Annotated in this window: 25 protein-coding genes; 4 read left to right on the top strand and 21 right to left on the bottom strand. The window is 61.9% G+C overall.

The window, feature by feature from the left end; genetic code table 11:
- Nucleotides 1–250 precede the first annotated feature (250 nt).
- Nucleotides 251–565, top strand: a complete 315-nt coding sequence (locus F758_RS0107645; protein WP_157449898.1) for a hypothetical protein — start codon at nt 251–253, stop codon at nt 563–565.
- A 31-nt stretch (nt 566–596) separates the two neighbouring features.
- Here F758_RS0107645 and F758_RS0107640 read toward each other — a convergent pair whose 3' ends face one another.
- The 5 genes from F758_RS0107640 to F758_RS50735 form a co-directional block, all read right to left on the bottom strand.
- Nucleotides 597–1,484 carry a CsgG/HfaB family protein gene (locus tag F758_RS0107640; RefSeq protein WP_024507309.1) on the bottom strand — a complete coding sequence of 296 codons (888 nt, stop codon included), beginning with the start codon at nt 1,482–1,484 and terminating at the stop codon, nt 597–599.
- 37 nt (nt 1,485–1,521) lie between these two features.
- Nucleotides 1,522–1,860 (bottom strand): curli assembly protein CsgF, encoded by a 339-nt coding sequence (locus F758_RS0107635; RefSeq protein WP_024507308.1) that lies wholly within the window; start codon nt 1,858–1,860, stop codon nt 1,522–1,524.
- A 43-nt stretch (nt 1,861–1,903) separates the two neighbouring features.
- Nucleotides 1,904–2,404, bottom strand: a complete 501-nt coding sequence (locus tag F758_RS0107630) for a hypothetical protein (RefSeq protein ID WP_024507307.1) — start codon at nt 2,402–2,404, stop codon at nt 1,904–1,906.
- Nucleotides 2,389–2,685, bottom strand: a complete 297-nt coding sequence (gene csgH, locus F758_RS0107625; protein ID WP_157449897.1) for a curli-like amyloid fiber formation chaperone CsgH — start codon at nt 2,683–2,685, stop codon at nt 2,389–2,391. The genes F758_RS0107630 and csgH overlap by 16 nt, the downstream gene beginning before the upstream one ends.
- Before the next feature lie 234 nt (nt 2,686–2,919).
- Nucleotides 2,920–3,429 (bottom strand): hypothetical protein, encoded by a 510-nt coding sequence (locus tag F758_RS50735; RefSeq protein WP_198026427.1) that lies wholly within the window; start codon nt 3,427–3,429, stop codon nt 2,920–2,922.
- A gap of 34 nt (nt 3,430–3,463) precedes the next feature.
- Here F758_RS50735 and F758_RS0107615 point away from each other — a divergent pair, with 34 nt between their 5' ends.
- Nucleotides 3,464–3,727, top strand: a complete 264-nt coding sequence (locus F758_RS0107615) for a helix-turn-helix domain-containing protein (RefSeq protein ID WP_198026426.1) — start codon at nt 3,464–3,466, stop codon at nt 3,725–3,727.
- Between the two features lie 71 nt (nt 3,728–3,798).
- Here the strand turns inward: F758_RS0107615 and F758_RS0107610 are convergent, their stop codons facing one another.
- From F758_RS0107610 to F758_RS0107585, 6 genes are all read right to left on the bottom strand, one after another.
- Nucleotides 3,799–5,046, bottom strand: a complete 1,248-nt coding sequence (locus tag F758_RS0107610; protein ID WP_024507303.1) for a hypothetical protein — start codon at nt 5,044–5,046, stop codon at nt 3,799–3,801.
- A gap of 168 nt (nt 5,047–5,214) precedes the next feature.
- Nucleotides 5,215–5,655: a hypothetical protein gene (locus F758_RS0107605; protein WP_024507302.1), complete on the bottom strand. Its 441-nt coding sequence runs from the start codon at nt 5,653–5,655 to the stop codon at nt 5,215–5,217.
- 227 nt (nt 5,656–5,882) lie between these two features.
- Nucleotides 5,883–6,521, bottom strand: coding sequence for a hypothetical protein (locus F758_RS43440; protein ID WP_051386733.1), 639 nt, complete (start codon nt 6,519–6,521; stop codon nt 5,883–5,885).
- 182 nt (nt 6,522–6,703) lie between these two features.
- On the bottom strand, nt 6,704–8,773 hold the full coding sequence (locus F758_RS0107595) for a phospholipase C (protein WP_024507301.1): 2,070 nt from the start codon (nt 8,771–8,773) through the stop codon (nt 6,704–6,706).
- A gap of 379 nt (nt 8,774–9,152) precedes the next feature.
- Nucleotides 9,153–10,526, bottom strand: a complete 1,374-nt coding sequence (locus tag F758_RS0107590; RefSeq protein WP_024507300.1) for a cytochrome c peroxidase — start codon at nt 10,524–10,526, stop codon at nt 9,153–9,155.
- Nucleotides 10,523–11,311: an EfeM/EfeO family lipoprotein gene (locus F758_RS0107585; RefSeq protein ID WP_245286432.1), complete on the bottom strand. Its 789-nt coding sequence runs from the start codon at nt 11,309–11,311 to the stop codon at nt 10,523–10,525. The genes F758_RS0107590 and F758_RS0107585 overlap by 4 nt, the downstream gene beginning before the upstream one ends.
- A gap of 253 nt (nt 11,312–11,564) precedes the next feature.
- Here F758_RS0107585 and F758_RS0107580 point away from each other — a divergent pair, with 253 nt between their 5' ends.
- Complete coding sequence (locus F758_RS0107580; protein WP_024507298.1) at nt 11,565–12,056, top strand: prepilin peptidase; 492 nt, start codon at nt 11,565–11,567, stop codon at nt 12,054–12,056.
- On the opposite strand, the gene F758_RS0107575 is transcribed toward F758_RS0107580, so the two are convergent.
- Genes F758_RS0107575 through F758_RS0107530 form a run of 10 tightly spaced genes read right to left on the bottom strand, consistent with a single transcriptional unit; the run spans nt 12,053 to nt 20,203 of the window.
- Nucleotides 12,053–12,697, bottom strand: a complete 645-nt coding sequence (locus F758_RS0107575) for a hypothetical protein (RefSeq protein ID WP_024507297.1) — start codon at nt 12,695–12,697, stop codon at nt 12,053–12,055. The genes F758_RS0107580 and F758_RS0107575 overlap by 4 nt on opposite strands.
- Nucleotides 12,694–13,254, bottom strand: a complete 561-nt coding sequence (gspM, locus tag F758_RS0107570) for a type II secretion system protein GspM (protein ID WP_024507296.1) — start codon at nt 13,252–13,254, stop codon at nt 12,694–12,696. The genes F758_RS0107575 and gspM overlap by 4 nt, the downstream gene beginning before the upstream one ends.
- A complete protein-coding gene (locus F758_RS0107565) occupies nt 13,251–14,330 on the bottom strand; it encodes a PilN domain-containing protein (protein WP_024507295.1) in 1,080 nt (359 codons plus the stop codon). Before F758_RS0107565 ends, gspM begins: the two co-directional genes overlap by 4 nt.
- A complete protein-coding gene (locus F758_RS0107560; protein ID WP_024507294.1) occupies nt 14,330–15,220 on the bottom strand; it encodes a type II secretion system minor pseudopilin in 891 nt (296 codons plus the stop codon). Before F758_RS0107560 ends, F758_RS0107565 begins: the two co-directional genes overlap by 1 nt.
- Nucleotides 15,217–15,939: a PulJ/GspJ family protein gene (locus F758_RS0107555; RefSeq protein WP_024507293.1), complete on the bottom strand. Its 723-nt coding sequence runs from the start codon at nt 15,937–15,939 to the stop codon at nt 15,217–15,219. Before F758_RS0107555 ends, F758_RS0107560 begins: the two co-directional genes overlap by 4 nt.
- Entirely contained in the window at nt 15,936–16,343 is a 408-nt protein-coding gene (locus F758_RS0107550; protein ID WP_024507292.1) for a PulJ/GspJ family protein, read from the bottom strand. The genes F758_RS0107555 and F758_RS0107550 overlap by 4 nt, the downstream gene beginning before the upstream one ends.
- Complete coding sequence (locus F758_RS0107545; protein WP_024507291.1) at nt 16,321–16,779, bottom strand: type II secretion system protein; 459 nt, start codon at nt 16,777–16,779, stop codon at nt 16,321–16,323. Before F758_RS0107545 ends, F758_RS0107550 begins: the two co-directional genes overlap by 23 nt.
- Before the next feature lie 6 nt (nt 16,780–16,785).
- Nucleotides 16,786–17,292, bottom strand: coding sequence for a type II secretion system major pseudopilin GspG (gspG, locus tag F758_RS0107540; RefSeq protein ID WP_024507290.1), 507 nt, complete (start codon nt 17,290–17,292; stop codon nt 16,786–16,788).
- A gap of 18 nt (nt 17,293–17,310) precedes the next feature.
- Complete coding sequence (locus tag F758_RS0107535) at nt 17,311–18,522, bottom strand: type II secretion system F family protein (protein WP_024507289.1); 1,212 nt, start codon at nt 18,520–18,522, stop codon at nt 17,311–17,313.
- A 4-nt stretch (nt 18,523–18,526) separates the two neighbouring features.
- Nucleotides 18,527–20,203, bottom strand: coding sequence for a GspE/PulE family protein (locus tag F758_RS0107530; RefSeq protein ID WP_024507288.1), 1,677 nt, complete (start codon nt 20,201–20,203; stop codon nt 18,527–18,529).
- Nucleotides 20,204–20,544: 341 nt separating this feature from the next.
- Here F758_RS0107530 and gspD point away from each other — a divergent pair, with 341 nt between their 5' ends.
- Nucleotides 20,545–22,908 (top strand): type II secretion system secretin GspD, encoded by a 2,364-nt coding sequence (gene gspD, locus F758_RS0107525; RefSeq protein WP_024507287.1) that lies wholly within the window; start codon nt 20,545–20,547, stop codon nt 22,906–22,908.
- Nucleotides 22,909–22,952 lie beyond the last annotated feature (44 nt).

Below are 22,952 nucleotides of genomic sequence, written 5' to 3'. Positions count from 1 at the left end.
CCTGCGCGGAATAATTTCCTCCCAACGGACGGAGCATGACCCGGCAATTAGACGAATTAAGCGGGCGACCCGGTGCCGGGGTAGGCATTTGGCTGTTTGCCCGGTAGCGATAGGCTTGAGCCCACAAGCTTAAGGTGTGGAGGCAGGATCACGCCATGCGTTCTTCTCATCACACGTCATCAAACGAAGACAAACGCGCCCTATTTCACCGCCGTACGGCAGTGAAATGAAATGCGCCAGGAGCAATCGGATGGTACCAAATCAGCCAGCAGTATGGGCGGCCGTGGCGACGCTCTCCGCTGCCCTATTGGGTCACGCCGAGCCGCGATCCTCGCCCTTCCCGACGATGGCAGCCTCTGAAGCCTATATCCAGCAATCGCGCGGCCATGTGGCGCCGGGCAACGTCATTCAGACCAAGCCGCCGCCTGAGGTCGGGGCTCCGGCAGTCAGCCCGGCCGGAGGAGCCTCACCGCCGGCGACGCCCGAGACCTGCAATGCCCAGAACGCCGCCTCGTCACAAGCCTGCTACACCGCCACCCAGCAGACACGATCCCCGGCGCGGTAAATGATGGGCCAAGGGTCGTGCCCGCTCGTTGCTAGCTCTTCGGCGTATCCATCGCGGTGGGGTGAACGAAGGCGGCCTGCTGCTGCTTGTCGAGTTCGCGCATGAACGCTTCGCCGGCCCCGCGATCCCTGAACTCCCAAAGGTGGTTCTTCACGCCTTCAAAGATCAGGGCATAGACCGCGAGTTGCACGCCCTCCCGCACACCCAGAGTCGCTGGAGAGTTCTTGGTGAATCCGAGCTCGGCCTGCAGGAGCTGATCGACCGCCGCAAACTGAAACGCAGCACTGTGAACCTGTACCGAATAGATCGTCTTGGTGGTGGTGACGGAGGCCAGCACACGCCCGGTCTGCACGCTGACCGCACGCAGCGCGACCGTGATGATGTCCTGCCTGTACTGGGTGTCGGCGCCGATCCCGAGATAGTTGGCCCCGATGCCCCCCGTCGTTTCGTCGCTGTCATAGCCGATGATGCCGCCCTCCAACAGCACGCCCGCGAAACGCAGCGGCGGAAGCGTTGGTGCCTTGTCGCCTTCGGCAGCGGTCCGCGTGTTCTGGATGATCTGACGCTCCTGCAACAGCGGCTGCAGATCGTTCCGTTCGACCACGTTGAACCACGCTCCTCCTCCGGCTTTGGTGAGCACGTCGATCAGGACCGCGCTCGCGCCCTGGGTGAGCGCGCGGGAGAATTCGGCAAAGTTGTCGTTCGGCTTGTTCTGCCCGGTCAGGTCGGGAAAGTTGTAGACCGATACATCCAGCTTTCGCCGCGGCGGCGGCAGGTTCTCAAGGACCAGCCCCGTCTTCGTGTCCGGCACGAGCGTGGCGGGCTTTGCCATGGGATCCTTGGCCGAGCCGCTCATGCAGCCGGCCAGACTCAAGGAGAGCATCGCAACCGCGGCGATGCTCCAAGAATGTCTGCTCATGTGTTGAAATCCAGCGCGAGATCCGGCGCAGCTTCCGCTAAGGAACGAGACCGCGGGCAGCGTTGGTGGTCGTCGTACCGCTGGTGCTGCTGCTCCCGCTGCTTGTCGTTCCCGTTCCGCTCCCGCCGATAATCACCGCGCCAGAACCAAGATTGCTCAGGGCACTGCTGAGACCGGAGAGATCCGGACCTTGCGAGCCGGACTTGACGCCCTCGCCTTGCGCCTGAGCCTGAGAGAGCAAAGAACTTCCGTTCAGCGGGTTGCCGCCGAACGTCGGATTGACGGGGTGATAAACCATCTCCGATGCGAAAGCCGCCGACTGACCGGCGAAGCCCAGCACCATGATGGCCGGAATGATCCAATAAATCTTACGCATTACAACATACCTCGACTGATACTCTGGCTCTGATCTTAATTTGTCATCGTTTGACCAACAGGCCTCCATTGGGGAGCCGCGCGATCAGCATGTTCAGCGGCGCGGCGCCAGGCGGCTGGATGACGGCAACGGAAAGGCCCTGCGTGTTGATCAAATTCAGGTTCGAGAAATCGCGGCCTGCCTGCCACACACCGACATTATTGTCCTTTCCGCCGATCACGCCGACATTGGAAAAATTGTTTCCGCCCGACTGCAACTGCGATACACGGTTGAAACTTCCGATCTGGATCGTCTCGGCAAAGTTTCCGCTCCGCGCAGGACGTGTCGTCTCAGGCGTTGGAACGAAAGCCGCCTGATGCGGCGCGTAGCCAGCGGCCGGGATCATCTGAACCGGTTGCGACGCCATTCCTGACGTCGTGCTCGCCGCCCTCGGATTCACCTGCGTGATGTAAGCCGACTCGGCGAACGCGGGCGAACCGGCGATCATCAGAATGGCAGCCAGCCCGGCTCGAAGCGACGCCTGCGGTCTTAAGGTGAAGTGCACGTGAACCTCTCATGATCCGATTGAAGAGCGAGCTCGGCGCGATAATTGCCGATGGCGGAGCGGTCCAGGGCGACCGTCGTCAGAACCTGTTCCCGGCAGCCCTGCAGAATGAAGGTACCGCTCTGCACGTTCTTGCTGCTTCCAGTCTCGCTGCGCTTGATGATCAGGAAGTCGTAGCGGCCGCTGGCTGCCGTAGCGGAGCGCGCGATAGCCGCGAGCCGCAGGAATTTGTTGTCCGGCTCGGCGCGAATCGTACACTCTATCGCAGCAGTCGCCGCCATCTGCATCGGACTCCACCTCATCAAAGGACCGCAGGTGCGGTAACTTTGCGGCGAAACTATCGACCGTTCTTTGCCCTTTTTTGACAGTCAAGCCGTCGACACGATGATCGCCCATCACTTACGCGCAGCTGATATCCATAAATGCGGCGCAATAGTCGGATGAAATCCGGCAATGGCAACTGAGCGGATCTACATCTGGCTCGAGCGTTGATCGTTAGGTTCATGACGACCATCTCAGATCTCGTGAACAGCGGGGCGATCATAAGGATCGAGCTCGATCTTGCGCCACGCGATCAGCCGCTTCGTTTGCTGTACGCGACGCCACAGTTCGTCGAGTGGCTCCGGCACGTGCTTGACGGCGCCGAGCCTCCTCACCGCATCGGGCACATGTCCGCGGCCGAACAGATCGACGACCTCTTCTATTCGTTCTTGAGCGGCGCGCAGCTCATCTTTACAAGGCAATTCCGTGCCATCCGCGCTGAGGACAATGCCGTTTGGGAGCTGAAGACGCCGGACGTCCGGATTTTTGGATGGTTCATGGCGAAGGACTGCTTCGTTGCCGCGTTCGGAAATTGGACTGACACAATAAAGGACCATGATCTCTATCGGGGTTACCGCATCGCTATCCGACGGCTGCGTCGCGAACTCGGCATCGATGCGACGCTTTGCGTAAAGGGGGTTGCACCTGATGACGTTGTTTCGGTTTGACATCGATGCACGATCCCGAAAGGCTGCCAGATTCATGGGACGGGTGCGCCGGGAGCTCCTTAAGGCGGTCATGGAAGAGAAGCGCGCTGGCCTGACGCAGCATGAGCTCGCGCGACGACTGCAGACCGCCCGATCGAACATCAATCGTCAATTATCGGGCGAAGCTGAAATAACCTTGCGCTCCCTTGCAGACATCGCCTGGGCTCTGGACCGGGAGATCACGCTCGAACTCCGCCGCTCCGAAACGGCGGTGGGACAGAACATCGCGCCAACGACGTCGACCATCGGCTATCAGCCGGTCAGGATCATCGCACCCAAACTCCCGAACGACTGACCGCGAGGAGGTTCGGCTATTCCAGGATTGAAGAGACAGGCGGCGGACGTTGGGTCCGCCGCCTGCTTTCATCACCTCTGCGACACCGATGCGCTATTGTGCGAACCGTACTGCGCAGTGAATGAGGTGTTCGTGACGTTCGCCCCGGTCGCCTGCACCAGCGAGAGCGAATTGCCAACGCCGACTTGCAGCGCAACCTGCGTGTTGTTGCCGGCAGAGGCCTGCTGACCGACGCTTTGCGCAGCGTTCACGACGTTGGAGCCGCCGATCTGAGTGATCAGCGAGTTGTTGTTACCGAGCGCCAGCGGAACGGCCATCGACTGACCGACATTGGCCATGTTCCGTGTGCCAATCTGGGTCGTCACGGCGTTGTTGGCGCCATTTCCGGTGCCGAAGGTCTGCGTCTGCTGATTGATCGTAGCGCTGTTCTTGGAGCCTACCTGGAACGTGGCCTGAGTGTTCGCCCCATTCTCCTGATCGACCTGCGCGACGTTCTTGGTACCGACCTGGCTCAAGAACGAAGCGTTCGTATAGTTCGCCACCTGATCTTCAGTCGTAGCGCCGAATGCACCGGCAACGCTGCCGCCCTGGGTCGTGGTCTCCAAATTGCCGTGGCCGACCTGAACTGTCGCCGCAACGTTCCTTGGGCCTTGCGCCGTACCGCCGACCGAGGTCTGCTGTGTGCCGGCTTCATTCTTGTCGCCAATCTGCATGGTGGCAGATGCGTTGCTGTGGCCGGTCTCGAACTGCCCGGCGCCGCTGGTGCCATCCGCGCTCGTCTGGATTGCGGCGGCCGTATTCTTGTTGCCGAACTGACCTGTGAACGAGGTGTTGGCACCGCCAACCGGAGAGGCGGAAGCGGCCGTGACACTGGTGTCCGACTGCGCTACACCCGCCACGTTCTTCTTGCCGACCTGCAAGGCGCCCTGGCTGTTCTTGCCGCCAGACTGGTCGACGATGACGTCGTTCTTAATACCATACTGTGCGCTGAACGAGTTGTTGGTGAACGTCGCCGTCGTGAACTGTGAGTTTGGAGGCGTGTTGGTTTGCCCGGTTGAAGCAGTGTTGCCTTTGCCGACCTGAACGTTGCCGGAGGTGTTCTTGCCCCCGGCAAGCTTGCTCACCTGATCGGTAATGACCGAATTCTTCTTGCCTGCCTGAAAGGTGGCCTGGCCGTTGTTGCCATTCTTTTGCGTGATCGTCGCGTCATTCCCGCTGCCGATCTGCTCGACGAAGGATTCATTGGTGAGCGAACCCGCGGCGTAGGCCGCCGGCACGCTCACCAGGATGAGCGCCAGGGCAGTCATCGTCGTTTTCATGGAACGTAGTCCCTTGTTTTCCAAAGCGGGGCCGGCGGGGATCGCCGCCCTCACCGCGCGTTAAATCATTGTTAACCTAACGGCCGAATGACAGCCGCGATCGGACATGCGCTGATCTCATGCGCACCGGGCAACAAACGCGCTACTACGACAGACCTGAGGGTTAGATCAGGGCGCGTGCTCAATGCGCAGCGAGCCGAGCCGAACTCCCTGTTCGGCATCGATGAAGCCCCTTATGCGCATGAGGCCGGGACAGCGCACTTCCAGCGGCGTGAAAATCAGGCTCGTCGCCGCGACGATATAGAGTGGCGCGCCTGTATCGGTTCTAAGATTAGCGACCAATTCGGCCTGTTCGCTCGATTTTGGGGTCTCGATTGGCTCCTCGGCAAAGGGCCTGTCACCGCCGGGGAGATAGCAGCGCACGGCAATCGACTTGAACGGCCGCGACGCCGGCGAGAAGATATGCGTGTGCACGCAGAGTTTTGGAAGCACCAGGGGAAACTGGCCCGCGATGAAGATCACGCCATTGTAGCAGCCGATGAAGCTGAGCTTGCCTCCTGGCTCGTTGCGAATATCGTCACAAAAAATCGAATAGCCGTATCGGTCCATCACCCAAAGCCATTGCGCGCGTTACATGCCCGGCCGGCACGTACCAATCTGTCTCTTCCCTCACGAGTATGACGGGCACATTACAGGAAGTGCGCGCACACTGATCGGCCCGTTTCGGCGCGATAAAGACGTTATCGTTGAAGGCGCACTCTCGCGTCCAAGCGTAGAGCTACCGCATCAAAGCTTTTCGCACAGCAAGGGCAATCGCGACACTCAACGCCTTGGCTCTAGCGCGGCTCGACCCAAACGTCGCTCTGTTTGATCTGCTTAACGAGCATCGCGGGATCGAACTTCCGAAAGTCAGAGGGCAGCTCCAGAAGCGATGCGGGCTGCATCTCCTCCCGGACGTCATCGGTGGCGATGACGGTGCCGTCCTTCGTCTGGACCCGCACCGGAAACTTGAGCAGCGGGTCAATCCAGCCGAGAAATTGATCGTCCGAGCCGGAGACGGCGCGATAGGCAATCGCGCTTCGTCCACCGATCGTCTCCTCGCCGAGGCGCTCACAATGCCAGTCGTTGTGCTCTGTCACACCTGCGAGGTGCGCCATCATTTGCCATCGCCGGCAGGGATCATCGGGATCGACAGGCACGAAGAGGCTCGTAAGCCGGCTGGTTTGGCGCGCTTCCATGTACACGCGCATGGCGGGCCGGACGAAATAAGCGCTCGGCCTGGCTGCGTCGATCAGGAAGAAACCGTCCGGCAAATCCGGCGTCTCGATCCGCACCTTCTCAGCGGAGACGAGCAATTGGCCCGCGGGCGCGGGCGAGGCGTTGCCCTGTTTGATGACGAGCTTGTCGGAGAATGTCGGTTGCTGGCCCTCGGCAAAAACCCCTGCGCTCGGCAAAAGACTTATCAGGGCGAGCATGCACCACCGTGCCCAGCATCGCACCACGGATATCCAACTTCTGGGCACCTTCATATTCGATACTCACTACGCAACACGCGGCCGCACCCTCGGCCTGCATGGTTAGCGCGCCGACCGGGCGATTCGGCCCGATCGGCGCCAAGTCAATCAAATCACGATCACGTCGTGACGATCAGCGCCGATCACTCCGTGTAGGAAATGTTGACCGGTTTGCTGAAGTCGAACGCGTCGAACAAGTCAGTCAGCGCCGGGCTGTTCGTCGGTACATACTGGTTGTTCTTCGTGAAGGTCGGGTTCGGCAGGTTGTCGCGGCTGCGGTTTGTGAGCGGCTGCAAGCCCCAGTTGCGCTCGATGAACTTCAGCAGCGAAACATGATCGCCGTAATTGTGGTAGACCTTGCCGCCGGTCGAATACGGCGAAAGGATCAGCATCGGGATGCGCGGGCCGTCGCCGAAGAAGTCGATCGACTGGATGTAACCCGAGTCCCAATAACCGCCAGCTTCATCCCAGGTGACGAACACCGCAGTTTCCGCCTTCAACTGCGGATTGGCGTCGAGGGCGCCCAGAACATTCAGCACATAGGCCTCGAACAGGTCAACCTTCGAGCTCTGCGGATGGCCGTCGAGCAGACCGTCCGGCTTGCCGAACGACACCGCAGGGAGGGTGTTGTTCTGGATTGCCGTGATCAGATCGGCAGTATCCTTGATATGCGCCTGCCGCACGGTGGGATCGGCCATGATGGAGGTCGCATACTGGAACGGGTTGCAGATCTGGCAGTAGGCCACGCCGAGCGCGTGAGCCGGATCGGCGAGCGCCGCGGCCGACAGGTTCGGGTTGCCCGGGTTCGCTGCGACGGCAGCGTTCGAGAGCGCCACAGCGTCGTTATAAGCGCCGCCGTAATAGGCCCAGGCGATCTTCTTCTCGTTCAGAGCGTCGCCGATGTTGCGCACCGACGACGGTGGCAGATTGCTGCCGCCCGACAACGCACCGTTCGGCAGGTAGCCGGGATTGACGTTGTTGAGCATGTAGTAGTGGTTGGGCTTGCAGTTCGGCTCGGCCGCGTAGGGCAGATTCTCCAGATAGCTCACGATCGGCTTCACGCCCGGCTGGAACACGTCAGCGCAATTGCTGAAGTTGCCGTCAACTGTGTAGCGGTTGACGGTGCCAGAAACCGGATTCGGGTTCGCGATCGCGTTCGCGGGCGGGGTGGTCGGATTTCCCTGGCCATCGCTCCAGTAGGCCGCATCGCCAGTGCCGAGCATGAAGTGGTTGGCGCCGGTGCCGCCATGGAACGACTGATGGAAGTTGTCATCAAGCGTGAACCGGTCCGCCAGCATCTTCAAGATCGGCGCCTGCTCCTGCTCGGCGTTATAGAACCCCATCGAGTTGCCCATGCTCTTGTTGGACGACGAGTAGGTCGCCATCACGAACGGGAACAGATCGTTCAAGCAGCCGGAGTTGTTGGACTTCGTGACATTGGCGGCGCTGCAATCATCTTGCTGCCAATCCTGATAGAACCGATGGGTGGTGTCGCCAGTGTAATCGTCGTCGCTGATCTGCGGGCCCTGCAGCGGATACGGCCCGGTCAGGCCGCCCGCGCCCGGCACGCGGGTATCGGTTACGCCGGTCGCAAGGCCGGTCGCGCCAGTGGTCAAGATGTCGAGGTCGCTCGGATCCATGTCCTTCTCGACGCTCGCTTCAGCGATCGTCTTGAACGGAGCACCAGTATCGCTCTGCGCGCTCGGAGCCCCGTTGGTGTTGGGCTGCGGCATCGCGTTGGTGGCATTATAGGGCGACTTGCCGATGGCCGGAGCGCCGATGTAGTACGACGGCTGCGCCGCGACTGAGAACTGCTGCGCTTGAGCGTAGTTCGGACCAGGCGAGCCATCCTCGTTGACGATACCCTTCGAAAGCAGGTTGGAGATGGTCTGCCCCTTCCCCTTCGGCTTGTAGGCACCGAAGGTGTGATCCAGCCCGCGGTTTTCGCCGATGAGGATGATGACGTGCTTGATCGGCGACGCCGTCTTGATCGTCTCCGTCGGATCCTTGCTCTTGTTGGCCTTGTCGGTATCGGCCTGGATCTTCGAGAAGATATTCTGGATCACGGTATAGCGGTTAGGATGCGCACGCGTGTCCCAACTGCTGCGGCCATTCGGATAGGAGCCCGCATAGGCTGCCGTCACGATCGCCAGCGTCGAGACAGCACACAGCGCGGTGGTGGTTCGCCACCTCTTCTTCAAATTGAAAGTCATTGTCGACCCCAGAGAGTTTGCGGTTAGCGTCGCGTGTGTAGTGTGTCAACATGACGCAGGCTTATCGTTGTTGTGAAAGCGCGAAAGAAAGTCGCTGCAATCAACAGCGCTCACAACTTACTGCGGAGTAGCAACAACGCTGATCGTGTCCGGCTGCTCGCGACCCGATGCGCTTACGACCTGAGTCCCTGTGCGCATGGCGCTCCGACGATTTCTCCCGCGGCAGAGGAATAACGCCGCGCAATAGGTGTTTCGGTCCGCGCATCGCTTTTCGCGGACGGACGGCTCCACAATCCCCGCCGCGGAGCGCGCGTGAGCGCTGGCTCGTTCACGCGATGCTCTTCGAGATCAGTTGTGATTGACCGGACGCCGGAATGCTCTAGCGCGACGTATGCTTCGACTGCAGGACCTGACGCAGGGCAGCGTAGTGTGCATCGTGCACTTCCGGATTGAACAACGACCAGCGCTCCGCACCCGCGAGCAGCGCCGGAACAGCCGCAGCCATCAAGTAGCGATAGTTCTTGTAATCCGCTGCAGCATCGGAGCTTCGGCCATCGCCGACTTCCACGTCGATGCGGCGCAATATAAGCACGAGCTCTTTGAGCGCGTTACGCGCAAGCACGCGCTCCTGTTCGCCGCCGGATACGCTGGTATTCTTCCGATCGGGATATTGCTCGGTCAATTCACGCAGCTCATTGCCAATCGTGTCGACGGCGAGCGCAACGATGTCCTTGTCCTGGGCGGGGATCGCACTTGCCAGCACGTTATTGAAGTCATTGATTTCCGTCAACGTCGCACCGGCGCCCTCATGTTCGTAAGGCTGAACGCCATCGCCAACGGCGGTGAGATAGGCGACCAAATCCTTGCGATCTTGAGCCGACAAGCCGAGATCGAAGACACGATCGAAATGTGCAACCACCTGATCATAAGTGTCGTAGCGGCCGTCGTGGAAATACGGTGCGTTGAAGTCGGCATTGCGCAACGTCGGCGTCTTGAAGAGACCGCCGGAGCCGACGTCATGCTGCTGGTGATCGACAAATGCTCCCGATGGAACATGGCAGCCGGCGCAGCTCATGCCAGGATCATGCGGAAACGGCTTGGAGAACAGCAGCTCTCCGCGGCGCTCCGAATCGCTGATATTGCCGACCAGGTGTCCGCCCGGACCGAGACTCGGATTTGGCAGAAAATCAATGTCCTGGATATAAGCGACAATGGCATCCACAATGGCAGGCGACGGCTCTGGCCCTGCGAACTCGTTGACGATGACATTGCGAACGAAATCCCGCAGGGATGCCATGCGCCCGTCCTGTCCGTAAGGCGCAAGATAGCGTGCGCCGCGCAGGCTCGGGATCCTCACAGGATCGAGCACAAAGTTGTTGGCCTTCGGATTGAACAACGGGCCGGTCGTATCGAAATTGCCCGGCCGCGTCGACATTTTGGGCATGAAGAACTTGGCGTTACCGGCGCCGTTGACATGGCATGTCCCGCAGCTCACGCTCGCTTGCCGCGCAACACCGCCGAGTATTGCGGGGGAATTGAACGCCAAATTGCCGAGACTGATGAGATAGGACTTGCCGCCGGCGAGCTCGGACCGAAACACTTCGCGCGGCTTATCCAGCGCGTCTTCGTTGAGTTCGGTCTTTGCCGGCAAGACAGTCTGGTCACCGTCGACCGGAAAGGCCACTGCCCGGCCAAGCAGTCCGGCGATCAGTAGGCTGGATAGGATCACGCCGATAGCTTGACGACCGATCATCGCGACTGAGCCTCCAGCGTGGGCCGCTGCAAGCCCAATTTGGCCGATCCAGCCTGCAACACGATCACGAGTTCCTCGCTGACGCGACGCAGCTTGGGTATGTCGACATGTGGCAGATCTGGCGCCGCCACGATCGTCTTGAGTTGTTCGATCTTGGCCGACGCCGTATCGGCGAGCCCGCCGTCGGCCGCCCGCAACGCATCCGCGAAGATCGTGCGATGGGCGAACTCGATGCCGGCCACGTTGTTGCGCATGTCGTCGAGCGACGTGCCGCTGATCCGAGATTCTCCGCCGTCAGCCTTGCTTTCACCGACCTCGTACGCGAGGCGAACGATGCCATCCAGCAGGCCCTGCGGCGTGAGTGGCATATCGCGAAGCTTTCCATAGAGATCGTCGAGATGACCGACCAATGCGGCGGCATCATTGTCAACGTCGGTTTTACCTGCGCCGAACAGTCGTGCCTCAACGGCATGGAAGCCGCTGTTCGCGTTAGGCCAGGCGTCGATCAGCGCGTCGAGCTCGGGAACGAACCCTGCGGTGAATACTTCGGAGCGTTCCCAACCCGCACGTGCGGAGATCCACGCTCTCTTCGCGCCAGCGAGATCCTTGGCGGCGGCACGCTCCCGCAGCGCCCGCACGCCTGCGAGCGCATCGCCAATGCCATCGACCATGTAGGGTCGATAACGTTCAATTGCATCGTCAAGCGCTCCGGCGCTCGACGGATTTGCGCCGAGCAAAAGCGCCAGCAAGGCGAGATACGCCGCTGCTCTTACACTGATCATCATTGTCCGCCCCCCAAGGCGGGGTACGCATCACTTGAAGCGGCGGATAATATTGTTGGGTTAGTATGCCGTTTTGTGACGAGACCATTTCACGTCACGCATTTCTGCCCAACAAAGAGAGGTCTTCTGCCGCAACGTTCTTCTGGAAAACACAATGCCTAAATCCGCAGCTCCTCACCCGCGCAAAAACAATTTATTGAAGGGATGAGGCTCATCTTCCAAAGATGAGTGTCGCTCGCGGATCAACTCGGTTGTCATGCTGGCAAACAGCGAAGCTCTCTGGTTTCTCGGCCTTTACATGCTGCTCTGCGTGCTTTGCGGCGCGATCGCGCTCATCGATTTCCGCCGCGGCATCATTCCGGACGGCCTGAATCTCTCGATTGCCGGGCTCGGTCTTGCCCAAGCGGTCTTTGCGGGCAGCCCGGCCGATGGCATCGAGACAATCGGCGAAGGCATCGCTGCGGGCGCGATTTTCTGGTGCTTGCGGCGGCTATATTTCTTGTGGCGAAAAACCGACGGCCTCGGGCTCGGCGACGTCAAATTCCTCGCGGCAGCGGCGATGTGGGTCGGGATTGCCGGCATTCCCACCCTACTTGTGATCGCCGCTCTCACGGCTCTCGCTGCCGCCGGCGGCCTCCAACTCGCCGGACAGCAAATGACGCGCCAGACCTCCCTGCCCTTTGGCCCGTTTCTGGTAGCGGGCCTGTTGCTGACGCTGGCCGCGCAGCGCTGGATCGGAATAGGTTAGCGCTGCCGCGCGATCGGCACATTGACCGCGCTGACCGGCACCAGATGGACCTCGCCGCTGCCCGCTCCGCCCGGCTCCGGCAAGCTCAGCACGGCCGCCTGTTCGTCCTTTTCCATGGTCACCTCGCGACCTCGGATCGAACGCAGCTTCCAGCCCTGGTAATCGTCGCCGAGCTTCAGCCGCAACGCAGTCTTGCTCGACTGATCGAGGAAGATGCCGAAACCTTCGTCCTCGCTGGCGATAGTGCCGACCAGCGAAAGTGGAGGCGGCGTGATCTCTTTTCTCCGCGGCGCCGGAGCCTTGACGACGACGGGTTCGGCAGCGGCAACTGGGGGTGGCGGCCGCCGCGAAGGTGAGAAGATCGGACGCTCGCGCGTGGCAGACAATTGCGAAAGCGGAATGCCCCACAGCGGGTTGGCGCTCAGAGAAGGCCGCTCCGGTGCGCGCGGCGGCGTAACGCGCACTGTCGTGACCGGCTCATCCGGCACCGACGACGCGCCGGCTGGCCTGGCGAGCCGGGTCTCGTCGAGAAGGCCGGCATCGAGGCTATCGGCGGATATCGCTGATGTCGCCGCAGTGACAGAATGGGTCGACAACACCAGCAATGCAACGGCAGCACAATTCCGCTTCATCCTGATCATTTTGCCCCCCGCCATTGTCCGGAGACGCCCAGCAACACGCGCAACTTCCCCTTGTCGGCTTCAGAGCCATTCACGGGTGTCTGCACCACCAGTTGGTCAATGAACAGAAATGGCATGCCTGCCTCGAGGTCGTATAGCACCTGCTGCAATTGCGGCTGCTCGATCTCGCAGCTTGCGATCATGCTGATGAATCCGGCCTTCGCGGGCGTGTTGGGCACGTCGAGTTGGGTCGACAGCACATTGCCGCCGAATTTCATCACCGAGCCGGCCACGCGCTGCAACAGCGTGGCTCCCGCAACCGTCACCGTCGCGCCCTCGAGATAGGGCGAACCAGAGGGCGCCGTGGTGTCGCCGGCTGCGCCGCTGACGGCCGGCTTACGGCCTTCTAGCTGCTCCAGCATCGCGGCCGATGCCGCAACGTCGCTGCGCTGATCGATGAGGTCGGCAATGGATGTCACTAGCGTAAACAGCAGCGCAAAGATGAGGACGACATAGGTCGCTGCCGCCAGCGGCGGTGATGAAGTGACGGCTTTGCCCGATGCAGACAATATGTTCACGAGCCGGATCCGAAGTAGGGAGTGATGTGGGCCTCAATATGAAAGCGCTCGCCGGCTTCGTTGGCCGCGCGAGTGGTCGGCGCAAAGAACGTAGCCCGAGTGAATTGCGGCGACTGCTCCATCAGGCGGATGAGGGATGGCGCATCCTGGGTCATGCCCATAACCTGCACCTTGTCGCCTTCGATCCGCAGCTCCGTCACATACGTGGAATCCGGCAATACCCGTGATAACGCGTCGAGCACCATGACGCTTGATGGCGTGGTCTGCTTGCGCTTGGCCAGGAGGCCAAAGCCGGACGTTGCGCCGTTGGCATCCAGGCGCAACGCGGCGCGACGCTGCGAGATCCGGTGCTGCAGGTCCTCCAGCTTGGATTGCAGCGAGCCGCCGACATAGGTGTCGACAAAAAGCGATGCAGCAGCAGCGACGCCGGCCGAAAGCAAGGTCACCCGCAACAAACGTGGCACGTTCACGGTTAGGCCGACCACGCTGCGCAGCGATTGATCGAGAAGCGGAATCCGCGCCGGCCCCCCCCTCCCCGCCTCTGCCCCAACGTAGACCGCGACCGCGGCCGCCTCTAGCGCCTGCACGAACTGCACCAGCGGGGTCACTTTCAACTTCGATGTCGCGGCGAACGCCACCTCGATCCGGTCGTTCGCTGTCGGCGCCGGCGGGCTCCAGCCGAAGACGGCCTCGCCCGCGCTCCATGGTGTCAGGCGATCGATCTGCGACCGGATCATGCCATCAAGAAAATCGCCCGCCCTGCTCGGGAAATCGAGCAGGCGGATCATCACCTGATCGACTCGCAATCCCACTTCGACGCGGCTGCCGCGAAATGCAGCCTTCCAATCGGCGGGCAGCGGCGGCTGCGGCTCGCCGCCCTCCAGCCGGAACTCGATAGCCGTCAAGCTCTCGCCATTCTTCACCGAGGTGGTTCTGGCCGTGAACGTCCCGTCGGCATTTTCGTCGAGCAGGATCCGCGGCGAACGCACAAACCGGCCCACCACGGCATCGATACCGCGCGCGACCGACATCGTCCATTGATCGAATAACTGCCTCGTCTCGGAAATCATCGACATCACGAACTCCCCCGCCGGGGCTGACTACGCAGGGGCTGCACATCGTCTTGCCAGGACAGGACGCGATAGGGCTCAACCTGGTCGCCGAGCGCTATCACGACTTCCGAGGCGGTGCGACGGCCGTCTCTGAAACTGATTGCTGTCTCGATCCGATAGCACGGGCTCTTTGCGGCCGGCGCGTTGCTCTTGGCCTGCGCGGGTCCCGCCGCCGTTCCTGTATTGAACGGATCCTGAGGTTTTCCCGCTCCGGTGTCCGGCAGCGCGGCGAGAACTTCTGGAGCCGCGATTGTGGGATCGACATCAGGTGATCCGTTGAACACCGTCACGAACGGCAGCGCGCGTTCGACCAGCGCCGGAGGCAGGCCGACCACAAGCGCAAGTTCATCGGCATGCGCGAATAATGATTGTCGCGGAGAATAGCCTACGGCGTTATAGAGCGCTTCTTCCTCGTTGGTGCCGCCTGAAATGGGGCGGGTGCGCCAGCCGACGATCCGGTCGGCGTCTTCATTTGCCGCGTCTTTGCTGGCACCAAGCACGGCGAACAGGCCGGCCAGCACCTCCTTCGGCGCGAAGTTGAGGTCAACGCGAGCCGCTTCGGATGTGAAAGTGACGAGCACATTCGCGTCATCCATACCGAAATGGAATGATCCTTGCGGCGGCCGCGCTTTGTCCCCCGCCAGTGCCAACTGATATGCCGTGAGTTCGAGGCTCGCGGAGACCAGCGCCTCGGTCTTCAGTGCGCTATCGCTGATGGCGAGTTCGCGCGTTGATGCGGACAGATAGGCGGCGAAAACCATCGCCAAAGCCGAGAGCGCCAGCAAGATCCAAAGCACCGCGACGATGACAAAGCCGCGCTGCGAAGGGGATCTGCCGGCGTCGCCTCCGCTCATCGTTTTGCTCCCTGCCCCGCGGCTCCCGCGCTATCGCCCGTGTCCGGCTTGTCGCCATCGCACTTGCCGTCGGCCTTCGTGCAATCAAAGGGCACCTGGACATGGAGGGCCGCGATGGTCGAAACCGACAGGACGCGCTCGCTCGCCGCATCGCGAATCGTCAATTTGATCATTGCCGGCAGCTTGTCGGCGTCCCGCCAGCTGCCTTTCCAGATGCGATCAGGGCCAGCATAGGCAAACGACAGACGATACGGCGCGCGCAAGAGCACCACGGGATCACCGAAATGAGTCTGTTCGGACAATGACACTCCGGCCGCCAGCGGAGTGAAGCGCGCCCGCGAACGCACCGTCACGAATTCACCTTGGTCGCGGGCTTCACCGAGCCGCACAATGTCGAGCCCCGGGCCTGCGTTCGGCCCCAGCGCCGTTCGCACGAACATGACCGACAATTCCGTTCCATCGAACAGCGGGTGGCGTGTGTCCCGGTTGGGCGGAACATATTCCGCCGCGGCGAGGTCGGCGCTGATCCGCTGCAGCGCGACCCCGATCAATTCGCTGCGCTGAATGCGGCCGAAGCCTCGATTCCAATTCGGGAGCCATTGCGCGGTGATGGCGGCAAGGGCGGACAGAAGGAGCCCCATCAACGCCAGGGCGACGATGGTCTCGATCAACGTAAAGCCGCGCTCTCCTTCGCGGTGTCCGCCCGCCCCGATGCTCATTCGGATGGCCTTGGCATGAGACGAACAGTGCGAATATCGGATAGTGCGCCAGCGGCCGATTTGACCCGCATCCTCACGAGTTCGGGAGTCCAGGGGACATCGGCGGAATCGACCGTCCAGCCTCCGCCAAGCGGCGTGACATCGATCGTCCAGGAGTGCCCTTCGAGCTGTCCAGTCAACGTACCCGGACGAAGCTGTGCGCGCGGCGGAATGCCGACCGCCATCAATGTGCGCGCGGCCTGCATCAGCCCGACGTGCCGCTCCAGCGATCGCACACCGCGCGCATTGCCCGCCATCACCGAGCCGATCGCGACAATCGACACGGCCACGATCGCGAGCGCGACCAGCACTTCGATGATGGTGAAGCCGGCATCGCCGCGCTCAATTGGTAGCGTGCGAGACAATTTCGATCCTTCCAGTCAGCCAATTGACGCGGATCTCATAGCCCGTATCGAAGCGCGTCAGCGCGATCGTGCCGCCGCAAGAGCTGCCATTTGCGAAAAAGCGGATGCTCGAAAGCGCGGCCTGCCGTTGACAGGTCTCCGGCAGCAGCGCGTCGAAACGGACATCGCCTGGGATCCGGATGGTCATTCGCGACGCACCGGAGTGGATCACGCGGCCAGGCGCATCAATCAGCGTCGCAATGCTGGCGTTTCGGCTGATCGCCGCGTTGCGATCGGCTTTCAGAAGGGTTGCAGTCTCCAGCGCATAGGCCTGCAATCGCGACCGCGTTGTCTCTCGCGGGATGAACGGCAACAGCACGGCGGCCAGCAGCGCGATGATGGCAAGCACGCACACCATCTCGAGCAGCGTAAAACCGCGCTGGGCGACGTCATTCATTCTTCGTCATTCATTCTTGGCGGTCGTGTTCTCGAGCGAAATGTCGGCGGCGAGCCCGCTACCGCCTTCCTGCCCGTCCGAGCCGTAGGACATGATGTCGTAGGGCCCGTGTTCGCCGGGCGCGCGATAGATGTAGGGGTGATTCCAGGGGTCGTTGGGAACGTTGCCGCCTTTCAGATAGGGTCCGTTCCAGGCGGCAACGCCGGGAGTCTGCCGGACCAGCGCGGCGAGACCTTCCGCACTCGACGGATAGCGACCGGCATCGAGATAGTACAGGTCCAGCGCGCTCGCAAAGCTCTGGAGCTGAATCTTGGCAGCCTTGACCTTGGACTCGCTGAGATAGTTCAGGACGCGTGGACCGATAAGCCCCATGATGAGACCGATAATGGCGATCACCACGAGCATTTCGACCAGCGTGAAGCCCTGCTGACCGACATCCTCTGCGCCCCTGTCCCGCGCCGTCTCCTGCCGGCGCGCCCCGAACGATGCGCCATTTGTTCTGAGCGATTTCATGATCAGGCAACCTCTGCTCTAGCCGACGAGTTGTGTCACGGAAAGCAATGCCGTCATGACGGATACGATCAATCCGCCAACGACAGTGCTGATGGTTACAATGGCAAGCGGCCCGATGATGCCGACGACGCGGTCGAGGCTGCGCTGCAATTTCGCTTCATAGAATTCCGCAACCCGCCCGGCCAGCACCGGCAATTGTCCGGTCTCCTCCCCCAGCCGCAGCATGCGAACCGCCATCGGCGGCAGGCTGCTTGCGACAGCGAGCGCATCCGACAATTTGCCGCCGTGGCGAACGCGATCGGCTGCCGCCGTCCAGCTTTCCTCGTTGCCGGTCACCGCCATGATGTCGACGAGGATACGCAGCGTCGCGGTCAGATTGACGCCGCTTCCAAGCAGGACGCTGAGATTGCGGCAAAACAGGCTGGTTCGATAAAATTGGAAGATGAGGCCGATACCGGGCAGGCGCGAAAGCCCCGTCATGATTGCACCGCGCGCGCCCGGCCGACGCAGCATCCACCAGGCTCCGGCGATCGTTGTAGCCGTGATGGACAGCGTGGCGGTCGCGTTGGCCCGCAGGAAATCGGACAGGCTGATGAAGGTCCCGAGGGTCGTATCCGATTTCGCCCCGAAATCGCCGAGCACGGTCGAGAACTGCGGCAGGACGAAAAGGATGAAGAACAGCATCACGGCGCCGGCGGCAAACAGGACGAAGGCCGGATATTGCATGGCATCGGTGAGCTTCCGCCGCATCAACTCGGACCGCGCGCGCTCCGCTCCCAGCGCGTCCAGCACCTGGTCGAGCGTGCCCGAGACTTCGCCGACGCGTACCAGCGCGCCATACATGGGCGGAAATAATGCCGGATGATCCGCAACCGCATCGGCAAAGCTCTCGCCCGCGAGAAGTGCCGCGCGCAGCTTGCCGACGACCGGCCGCAACCGCCCGACGTCCGCATCACCGGCCAGCAATTCGAGCGCATCGTCAAGGCGCGCACCTGACTTGAGCAACAATGCGAGATCGCGCGTGAATGTCGTAATTTCGGCGGCGCTCGGCCGTCCAAACAGGCCGTAGCCGCCCGAGGTGGTCGAGGCACGCTTGTCCTCGACGGTCTCGATCGGCAACAGCCGCAGATATTCGATGCGGCGGGTGACCTCGGCCGGTGTCGGCGCGCTGATCGTGCCATTCACGATTTCGCCGTTCTGGGTCAAGGCTCGGTAGCGATAATTGGGCACGCCTTCACCGCATGGTCGTGACACGGAGGATTTCGGCGGGCGAGGTCAGGCCCGCCCGGCATTTTGCGATGCCGTCGTCGAGCATCGTCGTCATCCCGGCACGGATGGCTGCCTCGTCGATCTTGAGCCCGTCCGTTTTCTCCCCAATCAGCTCGCGAAGATCATTGCTCAGCTCGAGCAGCTCGAACACGCCCAGCCGACCGCGATAGCCGGTACCGCCGCAGCGCTCGCAGCCGCACGGCTCGTGGAGAGTTTCGCCTGGACGGAAGCCAAAGGCGGCAAGGCGCGGGTCCTCGACGAAATCCGCCTCGCCGAGGGAGCGCGGCGACTTGCACCGCTCGCACAATTGGCGCACCAGGCGCTGCGCGATCACGGCGCGCAACACCGACCGCAGCAGATAGCCCTCGACACCGAGATCGAGCATTCGCGGCACCGCGGCCGCCGCCGTCTCGGTGTGCAGCGTCGTCAGCACCAGATGCCCGGTCAGTGCCGCGTGAACGGCAACGTGCGCGGTTTCGGAATCGCGGATTTCGCCGACCATGATCACGTCGGGATCCTGCCGCACGAACGAGCGCAGCGCCGCAGCGAAGGTCAAGCCGATCGCTGGCTTGATCTGCGATTGATTGACGCCCGGAATTTCGTATTCGACCGGATCCTCGATTGTCAGAATCTTGCGAACGGGCTCATTGAGGATCGAGAGAATCGTGGCCAGCGTTGTCGTCTTGCCGCTGCCGGTCGGCCCGGTGATCACGATCATGCCGTGCGGCAATTTCAAAAGCCGCCGCAGCTTGATCTCATCCGGCTGCGAGAACCCGAGCTTTTCGACGACCAGCAGCCCGCGATCCTTGGGGAGGATGCGGATCACCGCAGACTCCCCGTGCTGCGTCGGCATGATCGCGACACGGATGTCGATGTCGGTTCGCCCTGCCCGCAACCGCGCCGCGCCATCCTGAGGCAACCTGCGTTCGGCGATGTTGAGGTTGGCGATGATCTTGATGCGGGAAATCACGGCCTGCGGCAGCACGCCGGCTGGCGCCGCTACCGGCCGGAGCAGGCCATCGATGCGCAAACGGACCGCAAGCCCGGCGGGAAACGGCTCGATATGGATGTCGCTCGCGCGAAGCTCGACAGCCTTTTCAAGAAGGTCGTTGACTGCGCGAACCACGGGCGCACCGCTCGCAAGGTCACGCAGGCTTTCAATATCGTCTTCGCGCGGCTGCGCCACCACATCGGCGGTTGCATCGGCCTGACTTTCGTCCAACCGTTGGTTGAGGACGACCGCCAGATCCTCCGACGTCGCAATCTTGATGACGACACCGGCCCCAAGCACGATTTGCGCCGCACGCTGCGCCGCCTCGTCGGTCGGATCGGCAACGGCGAGGACCGTCTCCCCCTCGCCGGCAATTCTATAGGGAAATACGACGGTCTCGCGCAGAAAGCGCTGCGAGAACGCGGCGACCAGCGGCTCCGCCGACATCATGTCTTGTAGAGAGACACGCCCGACTCCGAAGAAGCGCGCCGCTTCATCGGCGAACTCGACAGCCGAGAGCTCAGTGCGCTCCCAAAGCTTGTCGCGAGCGCGATCGGGACCAGCCTGCCCAGCCGCATCGTCGTCGACCGCCGCCAAATAGTTTTTCTGGCGAAGGTAATCCAGGAATTGCGAGGACAGCTCGCTGGCCATTCATCATTCCTGTCACATGGCTTTCAAGGATCGATCGGCGGATCAGGCGAGGTCGCGGAAGGCGCGACGCTTGGCCGGGCCGTGCGGTTATTGATCCGAAGTGTGACAGCCGTACGAAGCCGCCGGTCCGTTGAAGACTCAAAAAGATTTCAACAGGGAATGTTCAGTGAGAGTGGCGCGGATGGTGTGTGTTCCGCGATCAACACGCACCATCCTCGCGCGGCCGATCATGCAGGCAATTTAATTCTGTCATCTTCCCTCGCTAAGTACTTTCACCTGCAGGGATGGATCGTCGCAAACGCTCTGCGGTCACCCACCCGGACGGAATGGCGAAAAGAATTATGGTACGCGTCGGCAGCCTTGGCCGGTACCCAGTGGTTCATCGCAGCGCTGGTGCTGTGTTTGCTCTGATCTCGCTGGCTTTATTGGCCTCGTGCAACTCCGCCACCGTCGGCGAAAGTGTGGATGCGTCACAGCTCGATATTGTCGACAAGGTACGTTCAATCGACCTCCTGCCGCGGCAGCCGCGGCCGATGAATTCCCCGGCAATTGCGGCCGGCCAAGGCAGCGGCAGCGTTCGCGCGGCCATGTACGAAGGTACTGAAGTCACTGGCGTTTCGGACGATCGCCCGCAAATGGCGGCGAGTGGCGGTGGCTTCGATCTGAATTTCGAGAACACACCGGTCGCCACCGTCGCGAAGGTGGTGCTCGGCGATATCCTGCATGTCGGCTACACGATCGATCCGCGGGTACAGGGCACCGTCAGTCTGGTGTCGGTCCGGCCGGTACCCAAGTCCGACATCGTCTTCGTGCTGGAAAACGCGTTGCGGCTGAGCGGGGTCGTGCTGCTGCGCGATACGAGCGGCTATCGGCTGACGCCACTGGGCGACGCGGTCGGCGCGGGCCGGGTCGATACCGCGGCCGCCAGCCCCGAACCCGGCTTTGGCGTCTCGGTCGTGCCCTTACAATATGTGTCCGCGCAGACGCTGTTGAAGCTGATGGACAGCTTTGCCACCAAGGCCGGCGCGGTTCGCGCCGATGTCGGGCGAAATCTCATTCTGGTTCAAGGGACAGGCCCCGAGCGTCGCACCGCGGTCGACACCGTGCTGAGCTTCGATGTCGACTGGATGCGCGGCCAATCGGTCGGCATCTTCCCGATCTCAAGCGGCTCACCCGCCCCGGTCATTGCCGAATTGGAAAAGATCGTTGATTCCGGTGAGAATGGCCTCAGCCAGAACGTGATCAAATTCATGCCGATCGCCCGCCTCAACGCGGTGCTGGTCGTCAGCAGGAAGCCGGAGATGCTGCATACCGCGGCCACCTGGATCAAGCGCCTCGACCGCAACGACATGGCCCGGACCACGGTCCATGTCTACAGGGTCAAATATGGGGAAGCCCGCCAGATCGCGCGCGTGCTCACCGATATGTTCCTGGGCGGATCGTCTTCCTCCAGTCTGCTGGACAGCGCCGATAATCAGGTCGCGCCGGGCTCCGGGACCACGGCGAGTTCAAGTGCCGATCGTTTGTCGCTCAATGCCAACTCCAACTCCTCGCCGACGGCGAATAGCTTCGGCGGGCGCGCTGGACTGGGTGGAATGGGTTCGGGGAGCGGAAGCAGCCAGGCGTTTGGCGGCCAAGGCGCCAACAGCAACAACCAAAACGGCCCCGGCGCCTTGGACAGCGGCCATAGCGGCGGCAACGGCCAGCCGGTCATGCAGGACGTCAGAATCACGCCGGATACCGTCAACAACACCCTGTTGATCTATGCCGACCAGGCCAACTACCAGATCATCGAATCCACCCTGCTGCAGGTCGATCAGCCGCAGCAGCAGGTCGCGATCGATGCCACGATCGCCGAGGTCACGCTGAACAACACCCTGGCCTATGGGGTTCAAGCCTACATCACCAGCCAGAACCTCGGCTTGAAGCCGAACACCGGCTCCATTCTCAACACCCAGGCAACGACGGCGCCGGCCACCACGACCGATTCAACGACCGGCGCGGTCAGCGTCGCGGGATCGCTCACCAACGCCTTCGTCAACCAGGCTTTCCCCGGCTTCAATTTCCTGGTCGGTTCGGCGACGCAGCCCAGTCTCATCCTTGATGCGCTACATGCGGTCACCAGCGTCAAGGTGCTGTCCAATCCATCACTGGTCGTCATCAACAACCAGGTGGCGACACTGCAGGTCGGCGACGTGGTGCCTGTCTCCACCGGCAGCGCCACGGTGCTGACGACGAGCAATACCGTCGTCAACACGATCGACTACCGCAACACCGGCGTCATCTTGCGGGTGTCGCCGCGCATCAGCGTCAATGGCAATGTCAGGCTCGACGTCGAGCAGGAGATAAGCAATGTGCCGCCAAGCAGCGCCAACAGCCTGACGCCGACCGTGTCGGAGCGCCGGGTCAAGAGCCAGATCTCCGTGGCGAACGGTCAAACGGTGTTGCTGGCCGGCCTGATCAGCGAGCAGCAGAACGGCACCCGCAATGCCATCCCGGTGCTCGACCAAATTCCCGGGCTCGGCGATGCCTTCGGCCATCAGAGCAACGCCACCGCACGCACCGAACTGATCATCTTCATCCGGCCGCAAATCATCCGCGATGGCTCGGACGCGCACATCATTGCGGAAGAGCTTCGCTCGAAACTGCGCGGAAGTATCGCCACCACCTCGACCAATGCCCCCATCACCACCAGCTTCCATTGAACGCTTTCGCCGCGTTCTGAGCGAACATGCGAGGCGACGCGTAC

The sequence above is a fragment of the Bradyrhizobium sp. ARR65 genome, from assembly GCF_000472385.1.
Classification (GTDB): domain Bacteria; phylum Pseudomonadota; class Alphaproteobacteria; order Rhizobiales; family Xanthobacteraceae; genus Bradyrhizobium.
This window is presented reverse-complemented; position numbering and strand designations above follow the sequence as displayed.